Source organism: Xanthomonas sp. NCPPB 2864, from assembly GCF_056675615.1.
Window position 1 is genome coordinate 218,036 of the sequence record NZ_JBWWVS010000004.1, and the last position, 24,249, is coordinate 242,284.

At 64.9% G+C, this 24,249-nt stretch carries 23 protein-coding genes; 14 read left to right on the plus strand and 9 right to left on the minus strand.

Features of this window, described 5'->3' with window-relative positions:
- Positions 1 to 2 precede the first annotated feature (2 nt).
- Positions 3 to 1,835 carry a dihydrolipoyl dehydrogenase gene (gene lpdA, locus AC1KVE_RS11575; protein WP_039518769.1) on the plus strand — a complete coding sequence of 611 codons (1,833 nt, stop codon included), beginning with the start codon at positions 3 to 5 and terminating at the stop codon, positions 1,833 to 1,835.
- Between the two features lie 356 nt (positions 1,836 to 2,191).
- On the opposite strand, the gene AC1KVE_RS11580 is transcribed toward lpdA, so the two are convergent.
- The gene (locus tag AC1KVE_RS11580; RefSeq protein ID WP_456362999.1) at positions 2,192 to 2,467 is read right to left on the minus strand and encodes a hypothetical protein; all 276 of its coding nucleotides are present in this window, start codon (positions 2,465 to 2,467) and stop codon (positions 2,192 to 2,194) included.
- A gap of 71 nt (positions 2,468 to 2,538) precedes the next feature.
- On the opposite strand from AC1KVE_RS11580, the gene AC1KVE_RS11585 reads away from it, so the two are divergent.
- Positions 2,539 to 3,486: a Xaa-Pro dipeptidase gene (locus AC1KVE_RS11585; protein ID WP_456363000.1), complete on the plus strand. Its 948-nt coding sequence runs from the start codon at positions 2,539 to 2,541 to the stop codon at positions 3,484 to 3,486.
- A gap of 208 nt (positions 3,487 to 3,694) precedes the next feature.
- On the opposite strand, the gene AC1KVE_RS11590 is transcribed toward AC1KVE_RS11585, so the two are convergent.
- Positions 3,695 to 4,507, minus strand: a complete 813-nt coding sequence (locus AC1KVE_RS11590) for a hypothetical protein (RefSeq protein ID WP_026064024.1) — start codon at positions 4,505 to 4,507, stop codon at positions 3,695 to 3,697.
- Between the two features lie 528 nt (positions 4,508 to 5,035).
- On the opposite strand from AC1KVE_RS11590, the gene AC1KVE_RS11595 reads away from it, so the two are divergent.
- The 10 genes from AC1KVE_RS11595 to AC1KVE_RS11640 all read left to right on the plus strand — a co-directional run bounded on the left by AC1KVE_RS11595 (position 5,036) and on the right by AC1KVE_RS11640 (position 13,283).
- Entirely contained in the window at positions 5,036 to 5,401 is a 366-nt protein-coding gene (locus AC1KVE_RS11595) for a hypothetical protein (RefSeq protein ID WP_016901016.1), read from the plus strand.
- A gap of 25 nt (positions 5,402 to 5,426) precedes the next feature.
- On the plus strand, positions 5,427 to 6,227 hold the full coding sequence (gene atpB / locus AC1KVE_RS11600; RefSeq protein WP_016901015.1) for a F0F1 ATP synthase subunit A: 801 nt from the start codon (positions 5,427 to 5,429) through the stop codon (positions 6,225 to 6,227).
- Between the two features lie 73 nt (positions 6,228 to 6,300).
- On the plus strand, positions 6,301 to 6,603 hold the full coding sequence (gene atpE, locus AC1KVE_RS11605; RefSeq protein WP_002814105.1) for a F0F1 ATP synthase subunit C: 303 nt from the start codon (positions 6,301 to 6,303) through the stop codon (positions 6,601 to 6,603).
- A 113-nt stretch (positions 6,604 to 6,716) separates the two neighbouring features.
- Complete coding sequence (locus AC1KVE_RS11610; protein ID WP_016901014.1) at positions 6,717 to 7,187, plus strand: F0F1 ATP synthase subunit B; 471 nt, start codon at positions 6,717 to 6,719, stop codon at positions 7,185 to 7,187.
- A 3-nt stretch (positions 7,188 to 7,190) separates the two neighbouring features.
- Complete coding sequence (locus tag AC1KVE_RS11615; protein ID WP_016901013.1) at positions 7,191 to 7,718, plus strand: F0F1 ATP synthase subunit delta; 528 nt, start codon at positions 7,191 to 7,193, stop codon at positions 7,716 to 7,718.
- 47 nt (positions 7,719 to 7,765) lie between these two features.
- Positions 7,766 to 9,313 (plus strand): F0F1 ATP synthase subunit alpha, encoded by a 1,548-nt coding sequence (gene atpA / locus AC1KVE_RS11620; protein WP_039525261.1) that lies wholly within the window; start codon positions 7,766 to 7,768, stop codon positions 9,311 to 9,313.
- Positions 9,314 to 9,499: 186 nt separating this feature from the next.
- Complete coding sequence (gene atpG / locus AC1KVE_RS11625) at positions 9,500 to 10,363, plus strand: F0F1 ATP synthase subunit gamma (RefSeq protein ID WP_481092108.1); 864 nt, start codon at positions 9,500 to 9,502, stop codon at positions 10,361 to 10,363.
- Positions 10,364 to 10,507: 144 nt separating this feature from the next.
- Positions 10,508 to 11,914, plus strand: a complete 1,407-nt coding sequence (atpD, locus tag AC1KVE_RS11630; RefSeq protein WP_016901010.1) for a F0F1 ATP synthase subunit beta — start codon at positions 10,508 to 10,510, stop codon at positions 11,912 to 11,914.
- Between the two features lie 143 nt (positions 11,915 to 12,057).
- Positions 12,058 to 12,480: a F0F1 ATP synthase subunit epsilon gene (locus AC1KVE_RS11635; RefSeq protein WP_024938404.1), complete on the plus strand. Its 423-nt coding sequence runs from the start codon at positions 12,058 to 12,060 to the stop codon at positions 12,478 to 12,480.
- Positions 12,481 to 12,713: 233 nt separating this feature from the next.
- Positions 12,714 to 13,283 (plus strand): chorismate mutase, encoded by a 570-nt coding sequence (locus tag AC1KVE_RS11640; RefSeq protein WP_481092109.1) that lies wholly within the window; start codon positions 12,714 to 12,716, stop codon positions 13,281 to 13,283.
- A 42-nt stretch (positions 13,284 to 13,325) separates the two neighbouring features.
- Here AC1KVE_RS11640 and AC1KVE_RS11645 read toward each other — a convergent pair whose 3' ends face one another.
- On the minus strand, positions 13,326 to 13,709 hold the full coding sequence (locus AC1KVE_RS11645) for a GtrA family protein (RefSeq protein ID WP_016901007.1): 384 nt from the start codon (positions 13,707 to 13,709) through the stop codon (positions 13,326 to 13,328).
- 145 nt (positions 13,710 to 13,854) lie between these two features.
- Here AC1KVE_RS11645 and glmU point away from each other — a divergent pair, with 145 nt between their 5' ends.
- Both glmU and AC1KVE_RS11655 read left to right on the plus strand, forming a co-directional pair.
- Positions 13,855 to 15,219, plus strand: a complete 1,365-nt coding sequence (gene glmU / locus AC1KVE_RS11650; protein WP_481092110.1) for a bifunctional UDP-N-acetylglucosamine diphosphorylase/glucosamine-1-phosphate N-acetyltransferase GlmU — start codon at positions 13,855 to 13,857, stop codon at positions 15,217 to 15,219.
- A 109-nt stretch (positions 15,220 to 15,328) separates the two neighbouring features.
- On the plus strand, positions 15,329 to 16,300 hold the full coding sequence (locus tag AC1KVE_RS11655) for a right-handed parallel beta-helix repeat-containing protein (RefSeq protein ID WP_481092111.1): 972 nt from the start codon (positions 15,329 to 15,331) through the stop codon (positions 16,298 to 16,300).
- On the opposite strand, the gene AC1KVE_RS11660 is transcribed toward AC1KVE_RS11655, so the two are convergent.
- The 6 genes from AC1KVE_RS11660 to AC1KVE_RS11685 all read right to left on the minus strand — a co-directional run bounded on the left by AC1KVE_RS11660 (position 16,297) and on the right by AC1KVE_RS11685 (position 24,141).
- Positions 16,297 to 17,649: a sensor histidine kinase gene (locus tag AC1KVE_RS11660; RefSeq protein WP_349778355.1), complete on the minus strand. Its 1,353-nt coding sequence runs from the start codon at positions 17,647 to 17,649 to the stop codon at positions 16,297 to 16,299. The genes AC1KVE_RS11655 and AC1KVE_RS11660 overlap by 4 nt on opposite strands.
- Before the next feature lie 8 nt (positions 17,650 to 17,657).
- Complete coding sequence (locus AC1KVE_RS11665) at positions 17,658 to 19,001, minus strand: sigma-54-dependent transcriptional regulator (protein WP_053054038.1); 1,344 nt, start codon at positions 18,999 to 19,001, stop codon at positions 17,658 to 17,660.
- 472 nt (positions 19,002 to 19,473) lie between these two features.
- Positions 19,474 to 20,682, minus strand: a complete 1,209-nt coding sequence (locus AC1KVE_RS11670) for an ABC transporter permease (protein WP_047129375.1) — start codon at positions 20,680 to 20,682, stop codon at positions 19,474 to 19,476.
- Positions 20,683 to 20,744: 62 nt separating this feature from the next.
- Positions 20,745 to 22,037 (minus strand): ABC transporter permease, encoded by a 1,293-nt coding sequence (locus AC1KVE_RS11675; RefSeq protein ID WP_481092112.1) that lies wholly within the window; start codon positions 22,035 to 22,037, stop codon positions 20,745 to 20,747.
- A gap of 11 nt (positions 22,038 to 22,048) precedes the next feature.
- Positions 22,049 to 22,768: an ABC transporter ATP-binding protein gene (locus AC1KVE_RS11680; RefSeq protein WP_481092113.1), complete on the minus strand. Its 720-nt coding sequence runs from the start codon at positions 22,766 to 22,768 to the stop codon at positions 22,049 to 22,051.
- 101 nt (positions 22,769 to 22,869) lie between these two features.
- On the minus strand, positions 22,870 to 24,141 hold the full coding sequence (locus AC1KVE_RS11685; protein ID WP_481092114.1) for an efflux RND transporter periplasmic adaptor subunit: 1,272 nt from the start codon (positions 24,139 to 24,141) through the stop codon (positions 22,870 to 22,872).
- Positions 24,142 to 24,249 lie beyond the last annotated feature (108 nt).

A 24,249-nucleotide genomic window follows, 5' to 3' on the forward strand; every position in this document is an offset into this window, starting at 1 on the left:
AAATGGCGGTCATTGAAATCAAGGTTCCCGACATCGGCGATTACAGCGATGTCCCCGTCATCGAAGTGCTGGTCGCCGTCGGCGACAGCGTGGTCAAGGATCAGGGCCTGGTGACGCTGGAGTCGGATAAGGCCACGCTGGAAGTGCCGTCCTCGGCCGCCGGTGTGGTCAAGGAGCTCAAGGTCAAGGTGGGTGACAGCCTGTCCGAAGGTGCGCTGGTGCTGCTGCTGGAAGCCGAAGGCGAGGCCGCCGCACCGGCTGCGCCCGCCAAGGCTGACAGCAAGCCCGCACCGGCGGCTGCGGCGCCTGCCGCCGCGCCCGGCAGCAAGCCGCCGGTAACGCCGTCGCATCGCGCGCCGGCCGAACCGGCGCCGTCCAAGCCGGCGCTGGCCAGCGGCAAGCCGGCCGATATCGAATGCAAGATGGTGGTGCTCGGCGCCGGCCCTGGCGGCTACACCGCCGCATTCCGCGCCGCCGACCTGGGCCTGGATACGGTGCTGATCGAGCGCTACGCCAGCCTGGGCGGGGTCTGCCTCAATGTCGGCTGCATCCCGTCCAAGGCGCTGCTGCATGCCGCCGCGGTGATCGACGAAGTGGCGCACGCCGGCGATTTCGGCGTGGACTTCGGCCAGCCCAGGATCACCCTGGACAAGCTGCGCGAGTACAAGGAAAAGGTGGTCGGCAAGCTCACCGGCGGCCTGGCCAGCATGGCCAAGCAGCGCAAGGTGCGCACCGTCACCGGCGTGGCATCGTTCGTGTCGCCCAACGAGCTGGAGATCGTCGGCGACGACGGCAAGACCCAGCTGCTGCGCTTCGAGCACTGCATCATCGCCGCCGGTTCGCAGGCGGTGAAGCTGCCGAACTTCCCGTGGGACGACAAGCGCGTGATGGACTCCACCGACGCGCTGGAACTGCACGACATTCCCAAGACCCTGCTGGTGGTTGGCGGCGGCATCATCGGCCTGGAAATGGCCACGGTGTACAGCGCGCTCGGCAGCAAGGTCACCGTGGTCGAGTTCATGGACCAGCTGATGCCGGGCGCCGACAAGGACCTGGTCAAGCCGCTGGCCGATCGCCTGAAGAAGCAGGGCGTGGAAGTCCATCTCAAGACCAAGGCCACCGACGTCAAGGCCGACGCCAGCGGCATCACGGTGTCGTTCGAAGCGGCCACCGAGGGCGAGAAGCCGGGTCTGCAGGCCACCGCCTACGACCGCGTGCTGGTGGCGGTTGGCCGCACGCCCAACGGCAAGAAGATCGGTGCCGACAAGGCCGGCGTCACCATCACCGAGCGCGGCTTCATTCCGGTCGATCGGCAGATGCGCACCAACGTGCCGCACATCTTCGCCATCGGCGACATCGTCGGTAACCCGATGCTGGCGCACAAGGCCACCCACGAGGGCAAGCTGGCCGCCGAAGTGGCTGCCGGCGAGAAGAAGGAATGGGTGGCGCGGGTGATTCCGTCGGTCGCCTACACCAACCCGGAAATCGCCTGGGTCGGCGTGACCGAGACCGAGGCCAAGGCCAAGGGCCTGAAGGTCGGCGTGGCCAAGTTCCCGTGGGCCGCCAGTGGCCGCGCGATCGGCATCGGCCGCACCGAAGGCTTCACCAAGCTGATCTTCGACGAAGAAACCCATCGCGTGATCGGTGGTGCCATCGTCGGCGTGCATGCCGGTGATCTGCTGGCCGAGATCGGCCTGGCGATCGAGATGGGCGCCGAGGCCGAAGACATCGGCCACACCATCCACGCGCATCCGACCCTGAGCGAATCGGTCGGTATGGCCGCCGAGGTCTACGACGGCACCATCACCGACCTGTACATCCCGAAGAAGAAGTAAGCGCACGTCAGCACTTGCTAGCGACAACGCCCCGCCCCGCGCGGGGCGTTGTCGTTTCGGGCACCACTGTGCGCGAGCGCTGCTGTGAGCGGGCTATGGCAGGCATACGAGCGACTGCCGCGCGTCGTTCGCATCTGTCTGGTGATGACTTGCTTCGGTCGCATAGCCGCTTCAAGACGCTGCACGTAACCGGCAACGCACTGGGCGAAACGCGCTGCTGCATGCAGCGTGCGGTAAAGGGGCTGGTGAGGCCATGCGTGGCAGCACGCTGGTTTGAACGGCAGCGCTGCGCCGCCGCCGCTTGCGCAGCCCCCACCACGCTTGCACCATCGGTGAGCGGACATGCCGTTCGCGACTCAGGGATGACCACGATGTTGAAGATGCGTTTGCCGGTGCTGCTTGCCGCTGCTGGCTGCCTGTGCGCGTCGCTGGGCGCGCACGCACAGACCACCGTCATCACTGCTGCGCGCTTGCTGGATGTGCAGGCCGGTCGCTATCTGGAGCGGCCGCAGATCGAGGTGGTCGCTGGCCGTGTCACCCGCGTCGGCCGGCAAGGCGACCCGCTGCCGGCACAGGCGCAGCGCATCGAGTTGGGCGAGCGCACCTTGCTGCCGGGCTTGATCGACATGCATGTGCATCTCACCGTGGATCCCACGCTGGGGGGGGCTACAAGGGCCTGGAGTACACCGATAACTTCTGGACCGTGGTCGGGGTGGCCAATGCGGCCAGGACGCTGCGCGCAGGCTTTACCACGGTGCGCAATGTCGGCTCGCTCAATTACGACGACGTCGCGCTCAAGCAGGCGATCGAGCACGGCACCGTGCCCGGCCCGCGCATCGTACCGGCCACTTACGGCATCGGCGCGACCGGCGGTCATTGCGATGCCACCGAATTTCCGCCGTCGGTACGCGTCAGCGGCCCCGGCGTTGCCGATGGTCCGGACGCGATCCGCGCCGCGGTGCGCACGCTGCGCAAGTACGGCGCAGAGGTGATCAAGTTCTGCGGCACCGGCGGCGTGCTGTCCAAGACCGACAGCGTCGGCGGGCAGCAGTACAGCCTGGAAGAAATGCGCGCGCTGGTCGACGAAGCGCATCGGCTGGGATTGAAGGTCGCCGTGCATGCGCACGGCACCTCCGGCATCAACGATGCGATCCGTGCCGGTGCCGACACCATCGAGCACGCCAGCCTGGCCGACGCCGAATCCTTCAAGCTGGCCAAGGCACACGGCACCTGGTTTTCGATGGACATCTACAACGACGACTACATCCTGGCCGAAGGCGAAAAGAACGGCCTGTTCGCCGAGTCGCTGGAAAAGGAACGCCAGATCGGGCGCAAGCAGCGCGAAACCTTTCGCGCCGCGCACGCGGCCGGGGTCAAGTTGGTGTTCGGCAGCGATGGCGGTGTCTATCCCAACGGCGACAACGCACGCCAGTTCGCCAAGATGGTGGAGTGGGGCATGACTCCGCTGGAAGCGATCCGTGCCGCGACGACCGAAGCGGCCGAGGCCCTGGGGCGCACTGCCGATGTCGGTGCGATCGCCCCAGGCCGCTATGCGGATCTGATCGCGGTGAACGGCGACCCGCTGCAGGACGTCAACGTGTTGATGCAGGTGGACAGTGTGATCAAGGGCGGCGAGCGCGTGCTCGATTGAGGCGGCGCGCAGCTGCGTTGAACGACGCATCGCGACCTCGCGTAACCGGCCTGCGCAGCAGCTTATGCAGCCGATCCACCGTGCGCGCCTGCAGTCATGCGCGTGCTGCCGCAGATAGCGCGCGTACGCTCAAGCCGTATTTTTACGGCCAAAACGACAACGCCCCGCACGAGGCGGGGCGTCATCAATCACAAGGCTGCGAAGCAGATCAGAACGCGAACGTCACGCCCGCAACCGGGCCCTTGAACTCCTGCTTCAGACCGATCAGGCCATCGCTGCCGCGCTGGTCGACGTCGAGCTTGAACCAGTCATAGCCGGCGAAGATGCCGAAGTTCTTGGTGAAGCGGTATTCGGCAATCGCGTTGGCGCGGCTCAGGTCGCCGTCGTAATCGCCAAAGTCGCCCCAGCTGGTGTTGAGGTACTGGCCCTGCACGTTGAACAGCCAATGCTCGCTCGGGCGCGCGGTGAAGCGGATGCCGACCACCGGCGCAACGCCGTCTTCGCTTTCGTCCAGCACATCGCCGCTGAAGACGCTGCCCAGGTCGGCGTACGCGTTGGCTTCGACCTTGGCGTATTCGGCGCCGATCTGCAGGCCCAGGCTGAATTCCGGCGAGTCGATCACCGAGTAGTCATACACCAGGGTGGCAACCTGATACTTCAGCTCGCCCTTGATGAAGCTGCCGGTCGGCACGGTGACGCCACCGCCGCTGATGTCCTGGGTCAGGGTCTCGCGGCGATCCTTGTCGTACTTGAAGTAATCGAAGATCAGGCGCTGGCGGGTGCTGATGCGGAACACGCCGTCGACGCGCGGCTCCCATTCCTTGCCGCCGAGCTTGAAGTCTTCGTTGACCGACACATTGTTGCCTGCCACCAGCGTGTTGCCACGGATGGTGTTGTCGTTGTCGACGTTCATCGCACCCAGACGGAGCTGGAAGCGGTCATCGGTATCTTCGGCGTGCGCCGGCGCGGCGTAGGCGGCAGCCAATACGCACGGGATGGCCAGTGCGAGAAGGTGTTTCATGGGGAGCTCCGAATTCTTGGAATGGTCAGGCGTTTCGGCCTGTGCGGCGCATCTTCGATAAGACGGCGTCTTCCATAAGTGAAGGAGCTGTCGCATTGCTGTGAAGGCTGAGATAGCAATCGGACAAAACGGTCCGCTGCTGCAGGGGTCAGACTTTAGTCGTACGTTGCGCAATCCGGGCGCCAGGCGCGAAACGCCACGGCATGGGTCAAGCCGCCATGGCACCGATTGGACCGCCAACGGGAAGGTCGCAGGGTGCGACAAAATGCGTAAAAAGCAGGAGCCCCGATGCTCCGGGGCTCCCATACGCGACCTGCGGCGGGACCTTTCGACGAGGATGTGCAGGCCTCGCGGGTTATGACCGCCGGTTTGTGGCAAAGTTCCCACCCGCCGCGGCAACCCTGTATGGTGCGACGCAGCAACGGATGACCTCTGCCGGTTGTCTCGCAATTTGTCCCATTGCTATACTTTCGCGGCTCGACGAGGCGCATCTGCGCTTCCCACTCATTCACACGTAAGGTAACCGTAGTGCTGAACTCCGTTGACGCGGGTCGGCGGTTGATGCTGCGCGCTGCGGTATATCCGCTTGCCGCTGTAGCTATAACCAGTCTGGGGTTGCTGTTGGTCGGTCCCCGTTACTCTGCCGGTCTGGCATTGACCGGGTTTGCGACGGTGCTGGGCGGTTGGGTGGCAGCACGTACCGCGCTAGGTGGCGGTATCCAGGCAGCCGGCATTGCCATGGTCCGGCTGATCCTGGCGATGGTGTTGAAGTGGGTGTTGGTTTTCGTGGCGCTGGCGCTTGGCTTCGGCCTGTGGCGGCTGCCTCCTCTGGCCTTGCTGGCGGGTATCGCCATCGGGCTGATTTTTCAGGTTCTGGCTCTGGCCAGGCGTTGATTCGAACTTAAAGGGCTCCGGACACATGGCGGGCGAGGCAGCAACACCTACCTCCTATATCCAGCATCACTTGCAGAACCTGATCTATCCGGTTCGCGAGGGTGGCGGCACGTTTTGGACCATCCACGTCGACACCCTGGTCATGGCGGTGCTGATGGGCCTGGTGATGGTCTTCGCGTTCTGGACGGCGACCCGCAATGCCACCGCCGGCGTGCCGGGCAAGTGGCAGGCGTTTGTCGAAATCTGCCTCGAGTTTGTCGACCGTCAGGCCAAGGACACCTATCACGGCAGCAGCAAGCTGGTGACGCCGATCGCGATTACCATCTTCTTCTGGATCCTGTTGATGAACCTCATCAAGATGATCCCGGCCGATTTCATCGCCATCCCGCTGGGCTGGGCCGGTATCCACGCCTGGAAGCCGGTGCCCACCGCCGACGTCAATGCCACCCTGGGCATGTCGATCAGCGTGTTCTTCCTGATGATCGTCTTCTCGCTGCGCTCCAAGGGCGTGGGCGGCATGACCAAGGAATTCCTGACGGCGCCGTTCGGCAAGTGGATGATGCCGTTCAACCTGCTTTTGAACATCGTCGAGTGGCTGAGCAAGCCGATTTCGCTGGCGATGCGACTGTTCGGCAACATGTTCGGCGGCGAGATCGTCTTCCTGCTGATCTGGGTGCTGGGCGGTGCGGGCATCGCCGGCATGGTCGCTGGCGGCGTATTCGGCCTCGGCTGGATGCTGTTCCACCTGTTGGTGATTCCGCTGCAGGCCTTCATTTTCATGATGCTGTCGATCGTGTATCTGAGCCTTGCCGAAGACAGTCACTGAGTTTCGCTGCACCCTTCATACGCTTCATCCCGATTCATCCATCACCCTTAGAAACTTTCGTTCGGAGATCACCATGTACCTCGCCGTCCTGACCAACCTCGCTCAAGTCCAGAGCTCCACCGTCCTCGCCGTCGGCATCATGATCGGCCTGGCCGCGCTGGGTGCCGGCCTCGGTCTGGCCATCATGGCTGGCAAGTTCCTGGAATCGGCTGCGCGCCAGCCGGAGCTGATCCCGGTGCTGCAGGTCCGCATGTTCATCACCGCCGGCCTGATCGACGCCGCGTTCATCATCAGCGTCGCCGTTGGCCTGCTGTTCGCCTTCGCCAACCCGCTGGCCCAGGTGTTCATCGAGCGTCTGTCGCAGGCTGCCGGCTGATCCAGCGGTAGCAGGATGTGGAGGCAGCCGTGCGCGGTTGCGTCCGCGGATGAAGGTCGGAAAGCGTCGCCATGCGGTGGCGCTTTCACCCCTAAACAGCGATTGAGCGACCCATGGATATCACCCTTACCATCTTTGCCCAGGCGCTGGCCTTCGCCGGTCTGATCTGGATCGTCGCGACCAAGATCTGGCCGCCGCTGCTGCAGGCGATCGAAGAGCGTCAGCAAAAGATCGCTGAAGGTCTGGCTGCGGCCGATCGCAGTCAGAAGGATCTGGCGCAGGCGCAGGAAAAGGTCAACGAAGCACTGAAGGACGCACGCACCAAGGCCAACGAGATCATCGATCAGGCCCATGCGCGCGCCAACCAGATCATCGAAGCGGCCAAGCACGAGGCAATTGCCGAAGCCAACCGTCAGAAGGATCTGGCGCAGACCGAGATCGACGCGTCCGCCACGCGTGCCCGCGAGGAACTGCGCAAGCAGGTGTCCGTGCTGGCCGTCAGCGGTGCCGAAAAGCTGCTCAAGCGCGAAATCGATGCCAACGCCCACAAGGCGCTGCTCGACGAGCTGGCGGCGGAGATTTAATCGATGAGTCAGGCCCTCACACTTGCCCGTCCGTACGGCCGCGCCGCGTTTGCGATCGCGCGTGAGGGCGGCAACTTCGCGCCCTGGTCCGATGCGCTGGCGTTTTCGGCGCAGGTGGCCGGCGACCCGCGCGTGGCCGCGCTGCTGCTCAACCCGGCCCTGGGCCAGGATCAGGCAGTGACGTTGCTGGCGCCGCCGCAGGCGAGCGAAGACTATCTGCGTTTCCTCGGCCTGCTGGCCGACGCGCAGCGGCTGTCGCTGCTGCCGGAAGTGGCAGGACTGTACGAACAACTGCGGGCCGAAGCCGAACACGTCGTCAAGGCGACGGTGACCTCGGCGGCTGCAATGAGCCAGGCGGAACTGGACACGATCGCTGCTGCGCTGAAGAAGCGTTTCGGCCGCGAGGTGGACATCACCACCGCGGTGGATGCTTCGTTGATCGGCGGCGCGGTGATCGACACCGGCGACGTGGTCATCGACGGCTCGCTGAAGGGCAAGCTTGCGCGTCTGCAAAGCTCGCTCGCCCACTGAATTCACATAAACGCATGGCCCTCGCGGCCGGCACCTAGGACTGAACGATGGCAACCACGCTCAACCCCTCCGAAATCAGCGACCTGATCAAGACCCGCATCGAGGCGGTCAAGCTGTCCGCAGAGTCGCGCAACGAAGGCTCCGTGACCAGCGTGTCCGACGGCATCGTGCGCATCTTCGGCCTGGCCGACGTGATGCAGGGCGAAATGATCGAACTGCCGAACAACACCTTCGCGCTCGCACTGAACCTGGAGCGCGATTCGGTCGGCGCCGTGGTGCTGGGCGATTACGAGAACCTGCGCGAAGGCGACGTGGCCAAGACCACCGGCCGCATCCTGGAAGTGCCGGTCGGTCCGGAACTGCTCGGTCGCGTGGTCAACGCGCTGGGCGAGCCGATCGACGGCAAGGGCCCGCTGGGCGCCACCCAGACCGCACCGGTGGAGCGCGTTGCGCCCGGCGTGATCTGGCGCAAGTCGGTCGACCAGCCGGTGCAGACCGGCTACAAGTCGGTCGATGCGATGATCCCGATCGGCCGCGGCCAGCGCGAGCTGGTCATCGGTGACCGCCAGACCGGCAAGACCGCGCTGGCGATCGATGCGGTGATCAACCAGAAGGGCACCGGCATCAAGTGCGTGTACGTGGCGATCGGCCAGAAGGCCTCGACCGTTGCCAACATCGTGCGCAAGCTCGAAGAGAACGGCGCGCTGGCGCACACCGTGGTGGTGGCTGCGACCGCGTCCGAATCGGCCGCGATGCAGTACATCAGCCCGTATGCCGGCTGCACCATGGGCGAGTACTTCATGGACCGCGGCGAAGACGCGCTGATCGTGTACGACGATCTGTCCAAGCAGGCCGTGGCCTACCGCCAGATCTCGCTGCTGCTCAAGCGACCGCCGGGCCGCGAAGCCTATCCGGGCGACGTGTTCTATCTGCACTCCCGCCTGCTCGAGCGCGCTGCGCGCGTGTCCGAGGAGTACGTGGAGAAGTTCACCAACGGTGCGGTGACCGGCAAGACCGGTTCGCTGACCGCGCTGCCGATCATCGAAACGCAGGCCGGCGACGTGTCCGCGTTCGTGCCGACCAACGTGATCTCGATCACCGACGGCCAGATCTTCCTGGAAACCGACCTGTTCAACGCCGGCATCCGCCCGGCCGTGAACGCCGGTATCTCGGTGTCGCGCGTCGGTGGTGCGGCCCAGACCAAGATCATCAAGAAGCTGTCCGGCGGCATCCGTATCTCGCTGGCGCAGTACCGTGAGCTGGCCGCGTTCGCGCAGTTCGCCTCGGACCTGGACGAAGCCACCCGCAAGCAGCTCGAGCGTGGTCAGCGCGTCACCGAGCTGATGAAGCAGAAGCAGTACGCGCCGATGTCCATCGCCAACCAGGCGCTGTCGATCTATGCCGTCAACGAGGGCTACCTCGACGAAGTGCCGGTCAACAAGCTGCTGGCGTTCGAAGAAGGCCTGCACGCGCACTTCGCCAACACCCAGGGTGAGCTGGTCTCCAAGATCAACAGCACCGGCGGCTGGGACAACGACATCGAAGCTGCCTTCAAGAAGGGCATCGAAGAGTTCAAGACCACGGGCAGCTGGTAACAGCGCCGGGAGTCGGGATTGGGCATTCGGGATTCGTAGAAGCGGTGATCTGAGGGCTTGAACGCCCAGGATCACCACTTCGGATCTCCAGATTCAGGTACTCGGGGTTTGTGGGTGAGGTGACGTCGGCGGCTTTGGCCAATCCCGAATCACCCATCTCGAATCCCACCATCGAAGCGAGCGAGTATGGCAGGCGGACGCGAAATCAAAACCAAGATCAAGAGCGTGCAGAACACCCGCAAGGTGACGCGCGCGCTCGAAATGGTCTCGGCCTCCAAGATCCGCAAGGCGCAGGACCGTATGAAGACCTCGCGTCCGTACGCGCAGGCGATGAAGCAGGTGATCGGGCATCTGGCGCAGGCCAGCACCGACTACCAGCATCCGTTCCTGGTCGAGCGCGAGCAGGTCAAGCGGGTCGGTTACATCGTGATCTCTTCCGATCGCGGCCTGGCCGGCGGCCTGAACAACAACTTGTTCCGCAGGATGCTGGGCGAAGTGCGCCCGTGGCAGGACAAGGGCGCCGAGATCGACGTGGTGACCATCGGCCAGAAGGCTTCGGCGTTCTTCCGTCGCATCAAGGTCAACATGGTCGGCAGCGTCACCCATCTGGGCGACAGTCCGCAGATCGAGCAGTCGATCGGTGTGATCAAGGTGATGCTGGATGCCTTCGTCGAGGGCAAGGTGGACCGCGTGTATCTGGTCTACAACCGCTTCGTGAACACGATGACGCAGAAGGCCAGCTTCGATCAGCTGCTGCCGCTGCCGGCCGCCGAGCACAAGGTGGCCCATCACGATTGGGATTACCTGTACGAACCCGATGCCGCGACCGTGCTGGAGCACGTGATGACGCGTTACATCGAGTCGCTGGTGTATCAGGCCGTGCTGGAAAACGTGGCCTCCGAGCATGCTGCGCGCATGGTGGCGATGAAGGCCGCCAGCGACAACGCCAACAAGATGATCGGCACCTTGCAACTGGTCTACAACAAGGCGCGTCAGGCGGCGATCACCCAGGAAATTTCGGAAATCGTCAGCGGCGCGGCCGCGGTATAAGCACGGCCGGGATTGGGGATTCGGGATTGGTAGGAGCGCAGCGAACTGTGCCTTTGCGAATCCCCAATCACGAATCCCAAATCACAAAATTCCACGAGATGGCATTTGCCACTCGGACAGAACAAAGCTAACCGGAGCAGCAAAATGAGTCAGGGCAAGATCGTTCAGATCATCGGCGCGGTCGTCGACGTCGAATTCCAGCGCAATGAAGTGCCGAAGGTCTATCACGCGTTGAAGGTCGAAGGCACCGAAATCACCCTGGAAGTGCAGCAGCAGCTCGGCGATGGCGTGGTGCGCACGATTGCGCTCGGCTCCACCGACGGCCTGAAGCGCAACCTGCTGGCCACCAATACCGAGCGCGCGATTTCGGTGCCGGTCGGTGCCGGGACGCTGGGCCGCATCATGGACGTGTTGGGTCGTCCGATCGACGAGGCTGGCGACGTGCAGGCTTCGGACCATTGGGAAATCCATCGCGCTGCGCCGTCGTATGAAGACCAGTCCTCCAGCACCGAGCTGCTGGAAACCGGCATCAAGGTCATCGACCTGATGTGCCCGTTCGCCAAGGGCGGCAAGGTCGGCCTGTTCGGCGGCGCCGGCGTCGGCAAGACCGTCAACATGATGGAGCTGATCAACAACATCGCCAAGGCGCACTCGGGTCTGTCCGTGTTTGCCGGCGTGGGCGAGCGTACCCGTGAGGGCAACGACTTCTACCACGAGATGAAAGACTCCAACGTGCTGGACAAGGTCGCGATGGTGTACGGCCAGATGAACGAGCCGCCGGGCAACCGTCTGCGCGTTGCGCTGACCGGCCTGACCATGGCCGAGTACTTCCGCGACGAAAAGGACGAGAACGGCAAGGGCAAGGACGTGCTGCTGTTCGTGGACAACATCTACCGCTACACGCTGGCCGGTACCGAAGTGTCCGCGCTGCTCGGCCGCATGCCGTCGGCAGTGGGCTACCAGCCGACCCTGGCCGAGGAAATGGGCGTGTTGCAGGAGCGCATCACCTCGACCAAGAGCGGTTCGATCACCTCGATCCAGGCCGTGTACGTGCCTGCGGACGACCTGACCGACCCGTCGCCGGCGACCACCTTCGCCCACCTGGACTCCACCGTCACGCTGAGCCGTAACATCGCTTCGCTGGGTATCTACCCGGCGGTGGATCCGCTGGATTCCACCAGCCGCCAGATGGACCCGCTGGTGATCGGCACCGAGCATTACGACACCGCCCAGCGCGTCCAGCAGACCTTGCAGAAGTACAAGGAACTGAAGGACATCATCGCGATCCTGGGCATGGACGAGCTGAGCGAAGAAGACAAGCAGTCGGTGTCGCGCGCACGCAAGATTGAGCGCTTCTTCAGCCAGCCCTTCCACGTGGCCGAAGTGTTCACCGGCTCGCCGGGTAAGTACGTCTCGCTGAAGGACACCATCCGCGGCTTCAAGGCGATCTGCGACGGCGAGTACGACCACCTGCCGGAGCAGGCGTTCTACATGGTCGGCAGCATCGAAGAAGCCGTCGAGAAAGCCAACAAGATGAGCGCCAAGGCGTAAGAGCCGGGATTTGGCATTCGGGATTCGGGATTTGGTACGGCGGTGAGCGGGGTGCGGAGACAAGGTGAGTGGCCACAGTGAAAGCTGCGATTGCCAATCCCGAATCCCCAATCCCCAATCCCCGCCTCACAACGCGAGGCACCATGAGCACTATCCGTTGCGACATCGTCAGCGCCGAGAAGGAAATCTTTCACGGTGAGGCGACGCTGGTCGTGGCCACCGGCGAGTTGGGTGAGCTGGGCATCGCGCCCAAGCACGCACCGCTGATCACGCGCCTGAAGCCGGGCAAGGTGGTGGTCACCACCGCCAGCGGCGAACAGCTGGACTTCGCCATTTCCGGTGGCATTTTGGAAGTGCAGCCGCAGGTGGTGACCGTGCTGGTCGATACCGCGGTGCGCGCGCAAGACATCGACGAAGCTGCCGTGCGCAAGGTCAAGGAAGAGGCCGAGCGTCTGCTGGCCAACCGTGGCGACACGGTGGATGTGGCCGATGCGCAGCGTCGGCTCGCCGAGGCGACCGTGCAGCTGCAGGCACTGGAACGCCTGCGTCGCAATCTCAAGCATTAAGCACGCGGGCGTGCGCGCATTTGCTAGCGCACGCAAACGTGATACCCGACGCAGCGCCGCACGCCGGTGTGGACTGGAAACGCCGACCTCAGGGTCGGCGTTTTCGTTTCTGGAGCTGCGCGTGCGTGGCGCCGCCTCCATGCCTGGGCACAGCAGGCACACTGCCTGCCTTGTGCCATGCCGCCGGTTGCAGGCGGCGCGGCCTCTCACTCACGCACGTCGAGGAACACCCGATGACCCGCACGATCGATGGCTTTCGTAGTTATGCGCTGAGCGGCCTGCTGGCCGTGGCGATGCTGGGGTGCGCGCTGCCGGCCCGCAGCCAGCCGCCGCTGGATCCGCTGCTGGATCGCATCGTGCAACGCAATGCCATCGGCGATGCGGTGGCGCTGAGCAAGTGGGACAGCGGCAAGCCGGTGCTGGACCAGACCCGCGAGGCGGCGGTGCTGCAGAGCGTACGCGAGCAGGCGCCTGCGCATGGGCTGGATGCCGACGATGCGGCGCGTTTCTTCGCTGCGCAGATCGAGGCCAACAAGGCGGTGCAATACGCGTTGTTGTACCACTGGCGCGAACGCGGACGCGCGCCGGACACCGCGCGTCCGGATCTGGCGATCCTGCGCACGCGTCTGGATCAACTGCAAGGTCAATTGCTCGACGCACTGGCCGAGGTCGCGCCGGCACGTGCAGCGCCGCAATGCGCGACCAGCACCGCGCGTGCGGCGGCCCATTACGCCGCGCAATGGCAGCTGGACGCGCTGCATCGTGCGGCACTGGTGAGAAGCCTAGGCGATTTCTGCCACTGATACGCGCCGGGTCCGACACTGCCCGGGCTCAGGGACGCTCGCTCAGCGATACACCACGTGCCGGCCCAGGAAAAACGACACGATCGCCAGGCCGCCTTCCACCAGCGGTTTGGCCAGCCAGGCCTGGCGCAGGCCGACCAGATCCACCGTTGCCGACAACAGCCATGTGCTGATGAGTGTCAGCGCCAGCCACATCAGCGCAAAGCGGCGAAAACGCGGCCAGCCCAGACGTGCGCCGCCTTCCTGGGCAAAGGTGTAGCGGCCGTTGAGCCAGAAGCCCAGCACCGCGCCGCTGATCCGCCCGAGCAGATTGGCAGGCACGGCCGGCATGCCGGCCGCGGTGGCGGCGATGAAGATGCCGCAGTCCACCGCCAGCTGCAGGGCGCCAATGATCATGAATTGGCTGCCTTGGCGGAACAGACTCATGCAGGCCGGGTCATCGTGGAAGGGCGCTCATGCTAACGGCAGCGGCGCTTGAAAAGTGTCATCGTCGCGCATGCTGCAGGCAGGACACGACGCACTGCGGGGACAGCGACTAGAATTTGGCTCTCCCATGTTCTGGAACGCTTCGATGACTCTGCCCCTGCACGTCGTGATCCTGGCCGCGGGCGAGGGCAAGCGCATGCGCTCGTCCCTGCCCAAGGTGCTGCAGCCGCTGGCGGGCCAGCCGATGCTGGCACATGTGATCGCCACGGCGCGGCAGCTGCAGCCGGCAGCGATCCATGTGGTGCACGGGCACGGCGGCGAGCAGGTGCAGGCGGCGTTTGCTGCGCAGGGCGATCTGCACTGGGCCGAGCAACGTCAGCAACTGGGCACCGGGCATGCAGTGCAGCAGGCGATGGATGCGATTCCGGATGCGGCCACGGTGCTGGTGCTGTACGGCGATGTGCCGCTGATCCAGTCCCAGGACCTGCTGCAGCTGCTGCACGCACCCGGGCGCATGGCGGTGCTGGTGGCCGATGTGCCCAATCCCACCGGCTACGGCCGCATCCTGCGCGATGCCGAGGGCAAGGTCGCCGCGATCGTCGAGCAGAAGGATGCCAACGACGAGCAGCGCCGCATCCGCACCATCAACACCGGCATCCTCACTGCCGAGTCCACGGCGCTGCGCCGCTGGCTGGCCGGCCTGTCCAACGAGAATGCGCAGGGCGAGTTCTATCTCACCGACGTGTTTGCCAGGGCCGCCGCCGATTTCACCCCGGCCGACATGGTGCATGTGGCCGACGCGCAGGATGTGGAAGGCGCCAACGACCCCTGGCAACTGGCGCAGCTGGAGCGCGCCTGGCAGCTGCGTGCCGCCCGTGCGCTCTGCCTGCAGGGCGTGCGCATGGCCGACCCGGCGCGCGTGGAGCAGCGCGGCAAGGTGACGGTGGGCAGCGACGTGCAGCTGGATATCGACGTGATCCTGGAAGGCGATGTGACGCTGGGCGATGGCGTGGTGGTCGGTCCGTTCGTGCGCCTGCGCGATGTGACGCTCGGCGCCGGTACGCAGGTACGCGCACATTGCGATCTGGAAGGCGTGGTGACGGAAGGGGCGGTGCAGATCGGTCCGTTCGCGCGGCTGCGTCCTGGCACCGTGCTGGCCGATGGCGTGCATATCGGCAACTTTGTCGAGACCAAGAAGGTCACGATGGGCGTGGGCAGCAAGGCCAACCATCTGACCTACCTGGGCGATGCGGTGATCGGCAGCAAGGTCAACATCGGTGCCGGCACCATCACCTGCAACTACGATGGAGTGAACAAGTCGCAGACCAGCATCGGCGATGGCGCCTTTGTCGGTTCCAACAGCGCACTGGTGGCACCGATCGAGATCGGCGCCATGGCCACCATTGGCGCAGGCTCGGTGATCACCCGCGATGCGCCTGCCGGGCAGCTCAGCGTCACGCGTGCGCGTCAGACCGTGGTCGAAGGCTGGCAACGCCCGACCAAGAAGTAGCCTGCCTGCAGGCCTGCGGCCTGGCTGCATGTCGCTGCAGCGCGCACAGCTGCTGTAAAGCGATGCCATGCATAGGCTATGCCCGTCACGATGGCTCAGGAGGTGCACGATGCGAACGCCGCGTTGCGTGTTGCTGGTGACATGGCTGCTGCTATTGGCGGCAATGCTGCCAGTTGCGGCCCATGCGCAGACCTACCGGCTGTATCTGGCGCCGGACGGCAACGATGCGGCGGCAGGCACCAGCGCAACGACCGCGTTGCGGAGTCTGGCGGCCGCCCAGCAGCGGCTGTTGGAGCAGCGGCCCAGCGGTGCGGTGGACGTGGTGATCGCTGCAGGCACGTATCTGCGGCAGTCGGTGCAATGGACGTTCACCAACGGGGCGCCCATTCGCTTTATCGCCGCGTCCGACGCTGCCGCGCCACCGTGGTTCGACGGTCGCGGTGGCGCGACCTGGTTCACGCTGAAGGGCGGCGGCGATGCTGCCACCCGGCTGACCTTCACCGGGTTGAAGGTCAGCAATTACTGGATGGCGATGGACCTGGGCAGCAGCAAGCGCAGCGCGGACGGCAACAGCGGCAACATCATCCGCAACATGACCTTCGAGCGGATCGGCGGGGTCCACGGCAGCAGCAGTGAGGCCGCCTATTCGTTCGCGGCGATCCGCCTGCAGAACTCGCGCGACAACCGCATCGAACGCAATCGCTTCGTGTCGATCGAAAACGACACCCGGACCTCGGGTTTCGTGCATGCGGTCTACCTGGCGCGCCACTCCTCCGGCAACCGCATCGAAGGCAATACCTTCACCGACGTCAACGGCGATGCCGTGCGTACCCGCGATGCCTCCGACAACACCTACGTGGCGTCCAACCGTTTCGTCCGGGCCGGCAAGTACGCGGCGTTTTCGGACTGGATCAAGCCCGATGGCGAATGTCCGTCGCAAGGCGGGCAGTTCGTCGACAACACCGTGGGAGCCGGCTATTACGGCGCGATCGCCGCCACCCGCACCAGCGGTGCCGACGATGCCTGTGGTGCGTTGAAACAACCGCGGATTCAAGAACGCGGGACGGTGCGCGGCAACTAGCCGGCCACCGCAGCCGGCAGCAGCAAAGTGACGCACAACCCGCCGTGTTCGCGGTTATGCAGCGAGATGCGCCCGCCGTGCGCTTCGGCGATCTCGCGGGTGAGCGCAAGCCCGAGCCCGGTGCCATTGCGCTTGGTCGAGTAGAACGGCATCAGTGCGTTATGCAGCACGGCCTCGTTCATGCCGTTGCCGCGGTCCAGCACTTCGATCCGCAGCCATTGCGGCACGCGCGTGACGCGCACGGCGACATCGCTGTTGGGCGGCTGCGCTTCGCTGCAGGCTTCATGCGCGTTCTTGAGCAGGTTGAGCAGCGCCTGCTCGATCTGCGCGGCATCGATGCGGCTGGAGACGTCGCTCAGTGCGCCCTGCAGCTGAAACGGAATCTGCTGCCGCAAACGCTCCAGGAACGGTGCCCATTCGATGGTCTGCAACTGTGGCTGCGGCAACTTGGCAAAGCGGGCGTAGCCGCGGATGAAGCCTTCCAGATGACGTGCGCGTTCTTCGATGGTCTCGAACACCGTGCCGAGCCGGTCGGTGCGTTCGCGGCGCAGCAACTCGGCACCGGAATGCGCCAGCGAGGCGATCGGTGCGAGCGAATTGTTCAATTCATGGCTGATCACGCGGATGACCTTCTTCCAGGTCTGCACTTCCTGGCGCCGCAGTTCGGTGGTCAGGGTGCGGATCAGCAGCAGTTCGTGACCGCGTCCGTTGAGATGGAAACTGCGGCGTGACAGGTGATAGATCTGCTCGTCGTCTTCGTCATCGCCGTCCTCGCGGACCGCAAACAGGCAATCACCGCCGCGGGCCAGCGCATCGCGCAGTTCGCCCGGCATGCGCGCCAGCACGTCGTCCAGGTGCTGGCCTTCGAGCTTGCGGCCATCGTGCAGCAGCTTGCGTGCGGCGTTGTTGGAAAAGCCGATGCGGCGCACGCCATCGCCACCGGCCACCACCAGCAGCATCGCCACCGGGGTGTTCTGCAGCATGGTGTCGAGCATCAGTTCGCGCTGCACCAGGTTGCGCCGTTGCGCGCGCAGCACCTCGCCCAGTTCCGCGTGCGCCTGCACCAGCTGCGCCAGCTCGTCGTTGCCGCGCCAGTACACGCCGAAGTTGTATTCGCCATCGCGGTAGCTGCTGGTGGTGCCGGCCAGGGCACGGAACAGCGAGCGCATTGGCGCAGTGGCGCGGCTGAGGCTGAACCACATGGCCGACAGCAGCACGACTACCGACACCGCGGCCACTTGCCAGCCACGGTCCATCCAGTACGCCATGAACCAGGGCAGCGCGGCGGCCAGCGCCAGCACCGGCAACAGCCGCAGGAACAGCGAGAACGTGAAGGAACGTTGCCACATGTCGGGAATCATTCCGAAGTGATGCCGTAGCGGTCCATGCGCCGGTACAGCGCCTGCCGGCTCAGCCCCAGCTCGGCAGCGGCCTGGGCGATGACGCCCTGCGCGCGCGCCAGTGCCTGCTCGATACGGGCGCGATCCGGCTCGCCGGTTGCCGGCGCGGCCGGGCGCGACGCGGCTGCGCGCGGCAGGTTCAGATCGCCGGCTTCGATGCGCACGCCTTGCGCAAGCAGCGACGCGCGCTGCAGCACATTGCGCAGCTCGCGCACGTTGCCGGGCCAGGCGTGCCGCTGCAAGGCATCACGCGCCTGCGTGGACAAGGGTTTTTCGCCAGCCAGGAAGTGCTCGGCCAACGGCCCGATATCGCCGGGGCGTTCGGCCAGGGCGGGCAGCGCGATTTCCACCGTGTTGAGGCGGTAATACAGGTCTTCGCGGAAGCTGCCATCGCGGATCATGGCCTGCAGGTCGGCATTGGTGGCGCTGATCACCCGCACCTTGGCGTGGCGTTCGCGGTTGGAGCCCAGGCGCTCGTAGCGGCCGGTTTCCAGCACGCGCAGCAGCTTCATCTGCCCGGCCAGCGGCAGGTTGCCGATTTCGTCCAGAAACAGCGTGCCGCCATCGGCGGCTTCGAACTTGCCTTCGCGCGCCTTGTTGGCGCCGGTATACGCGCCGGCTTCGGCGCCGAACAGCTCGGCTTCGATCAATTCGCCCGGCAATGCGCCGCAATTGAGCGCAATGAACGGGCCGTGTTTGGCCGGCGAGTTGGCCTGGATGATCTCGGCGATCTTCTCCTTGCCGCTGCCGTTGGGGCCGGTGATCAGCACCGGCAGATCCGAGCGTGCGACCTGGCAGGCGAGCGCGATCGCGCGTTCGCTGGCGGGGTCGGCGAACACCGCGCCGCGCAGGTCGTAACGTTGGGTCAGCTGCTCGCGACCGCGCCGCTCGCGCTCGCGCCGACGTTCCAGCTCGCGGCGCGCTTCGGACAGCTCCAGCAGGTTGTTGACCGTGGTCAGCAGCTTGGTGTCGTCCCAGGGCTTGGCGATGTAGTCGGCCGCACCGGCCTTGACCAGGCCCACCGCGCTGCCCAGGTGGGTCCAGGCGGTGAGCAGGATCACCGGCAAATCCGGGTGGCGCTGACGGATCTGGGTGAACAGCGCTTCGCCTTCCTCGCCGGAGGTGGTGTCGGCGGTGAAGTTCATGTCCTGGATCACCAGGTCGAACCCCTGCTCGTCCAGCAGCGCCAACCCGGCCTGCGGCGAGTGCGCATGCCGCGCCTCGATATCGTGCAGCGAGAACAGCACCTCCAGCGCAGTGGCCACAGCGGTGTTGTCGTCGATGATCAGGATCTGCGGCATCGCGATGCTCGGTGAAAGGCGCGGGAGGGAAGGGCTATCAGAACAGGATTCGGCGCGTGGCGGAACTGTGCGAGCAATAGGGAGGGCGTGCGACTGACAGGCCTTTGCCAGACGGAGCTGATTCCGGCAATGCCGTGATGGTCTGATCGGTGCGACGAGGCTGGCAGCGGGCGTGCGTCGATGCCGAGCTCAAGCGAAGGTCCCGGCGCAACGCTGGCTATCAGCACGGGGCAGGCGCCTGAGACACAGGCGCCTTGGTAGACAGGGCGGTGGTGACGGAATCGGCATTGCCCAGGCCGCCGACGGCAAAGTCGCTTGTAGCGATGCTGCCATCGCGCAGATCTGCGCAACATGGCCGTGTACCGTGTACCGTGTACCGTGTACCGTGTACCGCGTACCGCGTACCGCGTACCGCGTACCGCGTACCGCGTGTCAGCGGGTCGACAGCGACCGCTGACGCGCAGCGTGCGCATTACGCGCTGCGCGTGGCCACCGCCGGCGGCACCATCGCGGCGCGCCGTGCGGGCCAGTACACGGCGATCTGACCCAGCGCCCAGAGCAATAGTGCGCCGATGGGCAGATACAGCACCGGCAGGCGCGGCAATTCGTAGCGGGCCATCAGCCAGACATTGATCGAGTACGCCAGCAACATGCCGAGCACGATGCCGACTGAGGCCAGCAGAAAATTCTCGATCTGGAAGTAACGCAGGATCTGGCCGCGTGTGGCACCCAGTGCACGGCGGATGCCGATCTGCTTGGTGCGCTGCTGCACCCAGAAGCTGGCCAGGCCGACGATGCCCAGCGCGGTGACGATCAGCAGCGCGATGCTCATGGTGATCAGCAGCCAGGCCATGGAGCGATCCTGTCGATAGAAATTGCGCCGCATCTGCTCGAACACCTTCGGTTTTTCGATGATGCGGCTTGCGCTGTTCTTTTCCAGCGCTGCCACTGCCTGACGCAGCACCTCGTCACGACGCGCCGGATCGGTGCGTAGCAGATAGCGGCCGCCGTCCTTGTAGGTCATCTTGATCGGGGTCAGCATCGAATCGTCGTAAACAGCTGCGCCGCCATAGTCGTTGACGCGCGCCAGATGCTCCACGATGCCGACGATCTTCATGGGCGTGTCGCCGCGATAGATCGATTTCCCCAGGGCTGACTGGCCGGGGAACAGCTTGTCGGCTGCACTTCTGGTCAGAATGGCACTTGGGACGTTGGCCGTCTTGTCATCGGACCAGGTGAATTCGCCTTCCGTGAAACGGCGCCCCTGTACCAGCGTCAGGCCCATCGTATCCAGGGTCTGACTGTCCCCGGTGTAGTCGTTGACGTTGATCGTGGAGTTCTTCTGGTCAGCCGTCAGTTTCAGGCCGCTGACCCACATATTGTCGCCATAAGGAATCTGGCTGACGCTGGAGGCATATTTGACGCCGGGAATGCTGCGCAGTGCAGCAAGGTCTGTCTCAGTGAGTGCGCGTGCGTCTTCATCGCGCCCGATACCGCTGATGCTGAGCGTCACCAGTTCGTTCTCTGCCAGACCGCTGGGGCGTTGTGTGCGCTCCAGGCGATCGCCGATCAGGAACAAGGCATTGGAGATGATGGCGCAACTGAGTGCCACCTCGAGCACGATCAGGGCAGCCGCCGTTTTGTGGCGCCGCAGGGTGGACAGAATGGGACGGATTTCCATGGGCGATTCCTTGAGAGGGGCTGGCGAAACGCTGCGAGAGGGCGCGCGGTTCGGAGGTCAGCTCACTGCGCTTTGAGTTGGATGGCCGGTGGCACGGTGCATGCGCGCCATGCGGGCAGCAGCCCGGCCATGATGCTGGCCACCAGCGCGAGGGCAAACGTGGCCAGCAACATTGCCGGATCCAGCCTTGCCAGGTCGGCATATTGAGCGGGTTGTTGACGCACCCCCCACAGCCCCAACGCGGCAAGACCGAGCCCCAGGATGCCGCCGACCAGACCGATGGTTCCTGCCTCGACCAGGGACTGCGCGAAGATGCTGCGCTTGGTTGCGCCCAGTGCCCGGCGCACGCCGATCTCTCCACTGCGTCGCATGAACTTGGCCAGCAACAGGCCGACGGTATTGACCAGGCACACCAGCAGGAACCCGAACGCCAGCCAGGTCTGCAGGCGCACATCGCTGGGAACGACCTTCTTGAAGTCCAGCCACTCCATCACGCTGCGCAGCTGGACGTTCGTGGGTTGCTCGAAGCGCCCGGCCCGTCGCTGTTGATCCGAATAGTTCTCCAGGTACTGACGGTACGTAGTGACCTTCTGTGGCGTATCCAGTTGCACCCAGTACTGGACCCAGGAACAGGCTGCGTTGATATCTTCCGGCGAACTGCTTTCGCCCCAGCACGAACGCTGTCCACTGTTTGAGAGTTTCAGTTCCATTGCGGTACTGAACGGCAGGAAGACCTGCTCGGACTTGTCGTAGGCCTGGCCACCCAGGTTGTAGAACGCTGGGGTCAACCGCCATTCGCGAACAACACCCACAACCCGCATGATGTTGCGATTGACGTTCACCGTGCGGCCGACGCTGTCCTCACCATGGAAGAGCTTCTTGTTCAGTGCTTCGGAGATCACCACCACCCGTGCACGGCTGCCATCATCATTCACCGTCCAAGGGCCGCCATAAAGGAAGGGCACATTGAACATGGGGAAGAAATCAACGGACGTGTAACGCGCGTCCAGCATCATTGGCCGCAACGTGGTGTTGTCCGGCTCCAGCGGAACGGTGCCTGCGGTCATCATGACCTGACGGTCTCCACGCTTTTCCCGTAGCAGCGCCTCGGCATCGAAGCGGGTCAACTGATCCAGTGCATCGTCTTCTTGGTAGCCCAACGAACGCGCATCGAGCTGCGGATGAAACAGCGTGCCGCTTTTCCCCGGCAACGGATCGCCAGACAGGATGTAGAACACCGTCAGGGTGGTCATGCTGGCGCCGATGCCGAGCGCGATGGCCAGCACCATCAGCGCGGTGAGCACCTTGTTGCGGCGGAAGCTGCGTAAGGCAAGATTGAAGTAGTAGCCGAACATGGATGTGCCTCTTACTCGGCCAGGGCGGCGGCGCTGTCGCGCGCGCGCATCAGGGCGGGGTTGCGTTCCAGGTCGGTGGCCTGGCCGTCGACGATATGCACGTTGCGCTGCGCACGTGCGGCCAGTTCCGGGTCGTGGGTGACCATGACGATGGTGGTGCCCTGGCTGTTGATCTCTTCCAGCAGTTCCATCACCCCGCGTGCCATCTGCGAGTCGAGGTTGCCGGTGGGTTCGTCGGCCAGCAACAGGCGCGGGCTGCCGGCCAGCGCACGCGCGATGGCGGCACGCTGCTGCTGGCCACCGGACAGCTCGGTGGGGTAGTGCTTCAAGCGCGAGCCCAGGCCGACCTTGGTCAAGGCTTCTTCGATGCGCTGCTTGCGCTCGGCCGCGGCCATGCCGCGATAGCGCAGCGGCACATCGACGTTGTCGAACAGGTTGAGATCGGGAATCAGATTGAAGCCCTGGAAGATGAAACCGATCTTGCGGTTGCGCAGGCGCGAACGCGCGTCGTCGGACAGGTGGCTGACGTCTTCGCCGTCGAGCAGGTACTGCCCGCTGGTGAAGGTCTCCAGCAGCCCGGCCAGGTTGAGGAAGGTGGTCTTGCCCGAGCCGGAGGGGCCGGTGACCGCAACGAATTCGCCTTCGCGCACATGCAGGTCCAGCGAGCGCAGCGCGTGCGTTTCCACCTGTTCGGTGCGGAAGACCTTGGAGACCGATTGCATCTTGAGCATTGCCGATTCCTTTACGAAGAAGGTGTGTGCGAAAGAGATTGAGAGTGGCTGACAAACCGTGGCGAGCAGCCTGACGGCTGCGCAGCAGTTGCTGGCCGCCTTTAGTGAACGGTGACGCGCGGTGCATCCCCGAAGTTGTCTGCACCGGAGACCACCACGCGGTCGCCGACCTGCAGCCCGGACAGCACCTGCACCTCGCCCAGGCTGCTGACACCCATGCGCACCGGACGGCGCACCGCGGTGTTGCCATCCATCACATAGGCGTAGCTGCCGCCGGATTGTTCGACGAACGGGCCGCGCTCGACCTTGAGCACGTTGCGGCGCGTGTCCATCACCACGCGTGCGCTCATGCGTTGGCTCTGGCGCAGGCCCGGCGGCTGCTTGTCGGCAAAGCGGATGCGCGCGGTGACTTCGCCATTGACCACTTCCGGCGACACCGCCGAGATCGCGCCCGGGAACGGCTCGCCGCTGCCGCTGGTGAGCTGCGCCGGCATGCCGATCGCCAGATCGCGCGCAAAACTTTCCGGCACCTTGATCTCCACTTCGAACTTGGACAGGTCCACCACACCCAGGATCGGCGCGTTCGCCGCGACCTGGGTGTGCTGCACCGCCTGCACCTGGCCGACCTGGCCATCGAACGGCGACAGCAGCGTGAGCGCATCGACCTGGCGCTGCACCTCGGCCACCACCGCGCGCTGGCGGTCGGCGAGCAGGCGCTTGTTGCGCAAATCCAGGTCTGCACCCTGGCTCTTCAGCGACGCATCCCGCTGGGCGTGCTGCAGGTCGATGTCGGTCTTCTTCAAGGTGTCCTGCGCCTTGGCCAGCTCCACCTGCGGCACCGCGCCGCCATCGTAGCCGCGCTGGTAGCGCTCCAGGTCGCGCGCGGCGGCCTGCTTGTCGATCTTGGCCTGGTCAGTGAGCTTGCTGGCCGTGGCGCGAGCCAGGGTGGCATCCAGGGCGGCGCGGCTGGACTCGGCTTCCAGCCCGGCCAGCGTGGCCTGCTCCTGCGCCAGCTTGCTGCGCAGCTCCGGGCTGTCGATGCGGGCCAGCTCCTGGCCCTGCTTGACCACGTCGCCGGCCACCACGCTCAGCGTCACCGTGCCGGCCGAGATGGCATACAGCACGGGGCTGTTGGCGGCGATGACGCGCCCGTCGGCGGCGATGTCGCGCACCAGGTCGCCCTGGCTGACCGTGGCGATCCGAACCCGGCTGGCATCGAACGAGCGGCTGCCGGCGCTCCACGCGGTGACCGCCCAGCCGATGCCGGCCAACACCGCGACCACCGCGATGCCGGGCCATAGCCAGCGGCGCCAGGGCGCGCTCTGGGCGGGTGTACGGAGAACCTGGTCCTGGGCGGAGGTATCGCGAATCATGGTCGGCTGGCTCGGTGGCGTCACTGCGATAAAGCAGGACGTATGCCAACCTCCAAGTCATTGAATGCATTCGCTTTTTGATGTTTGCGGCCAGTGTCCGCAGTGTCC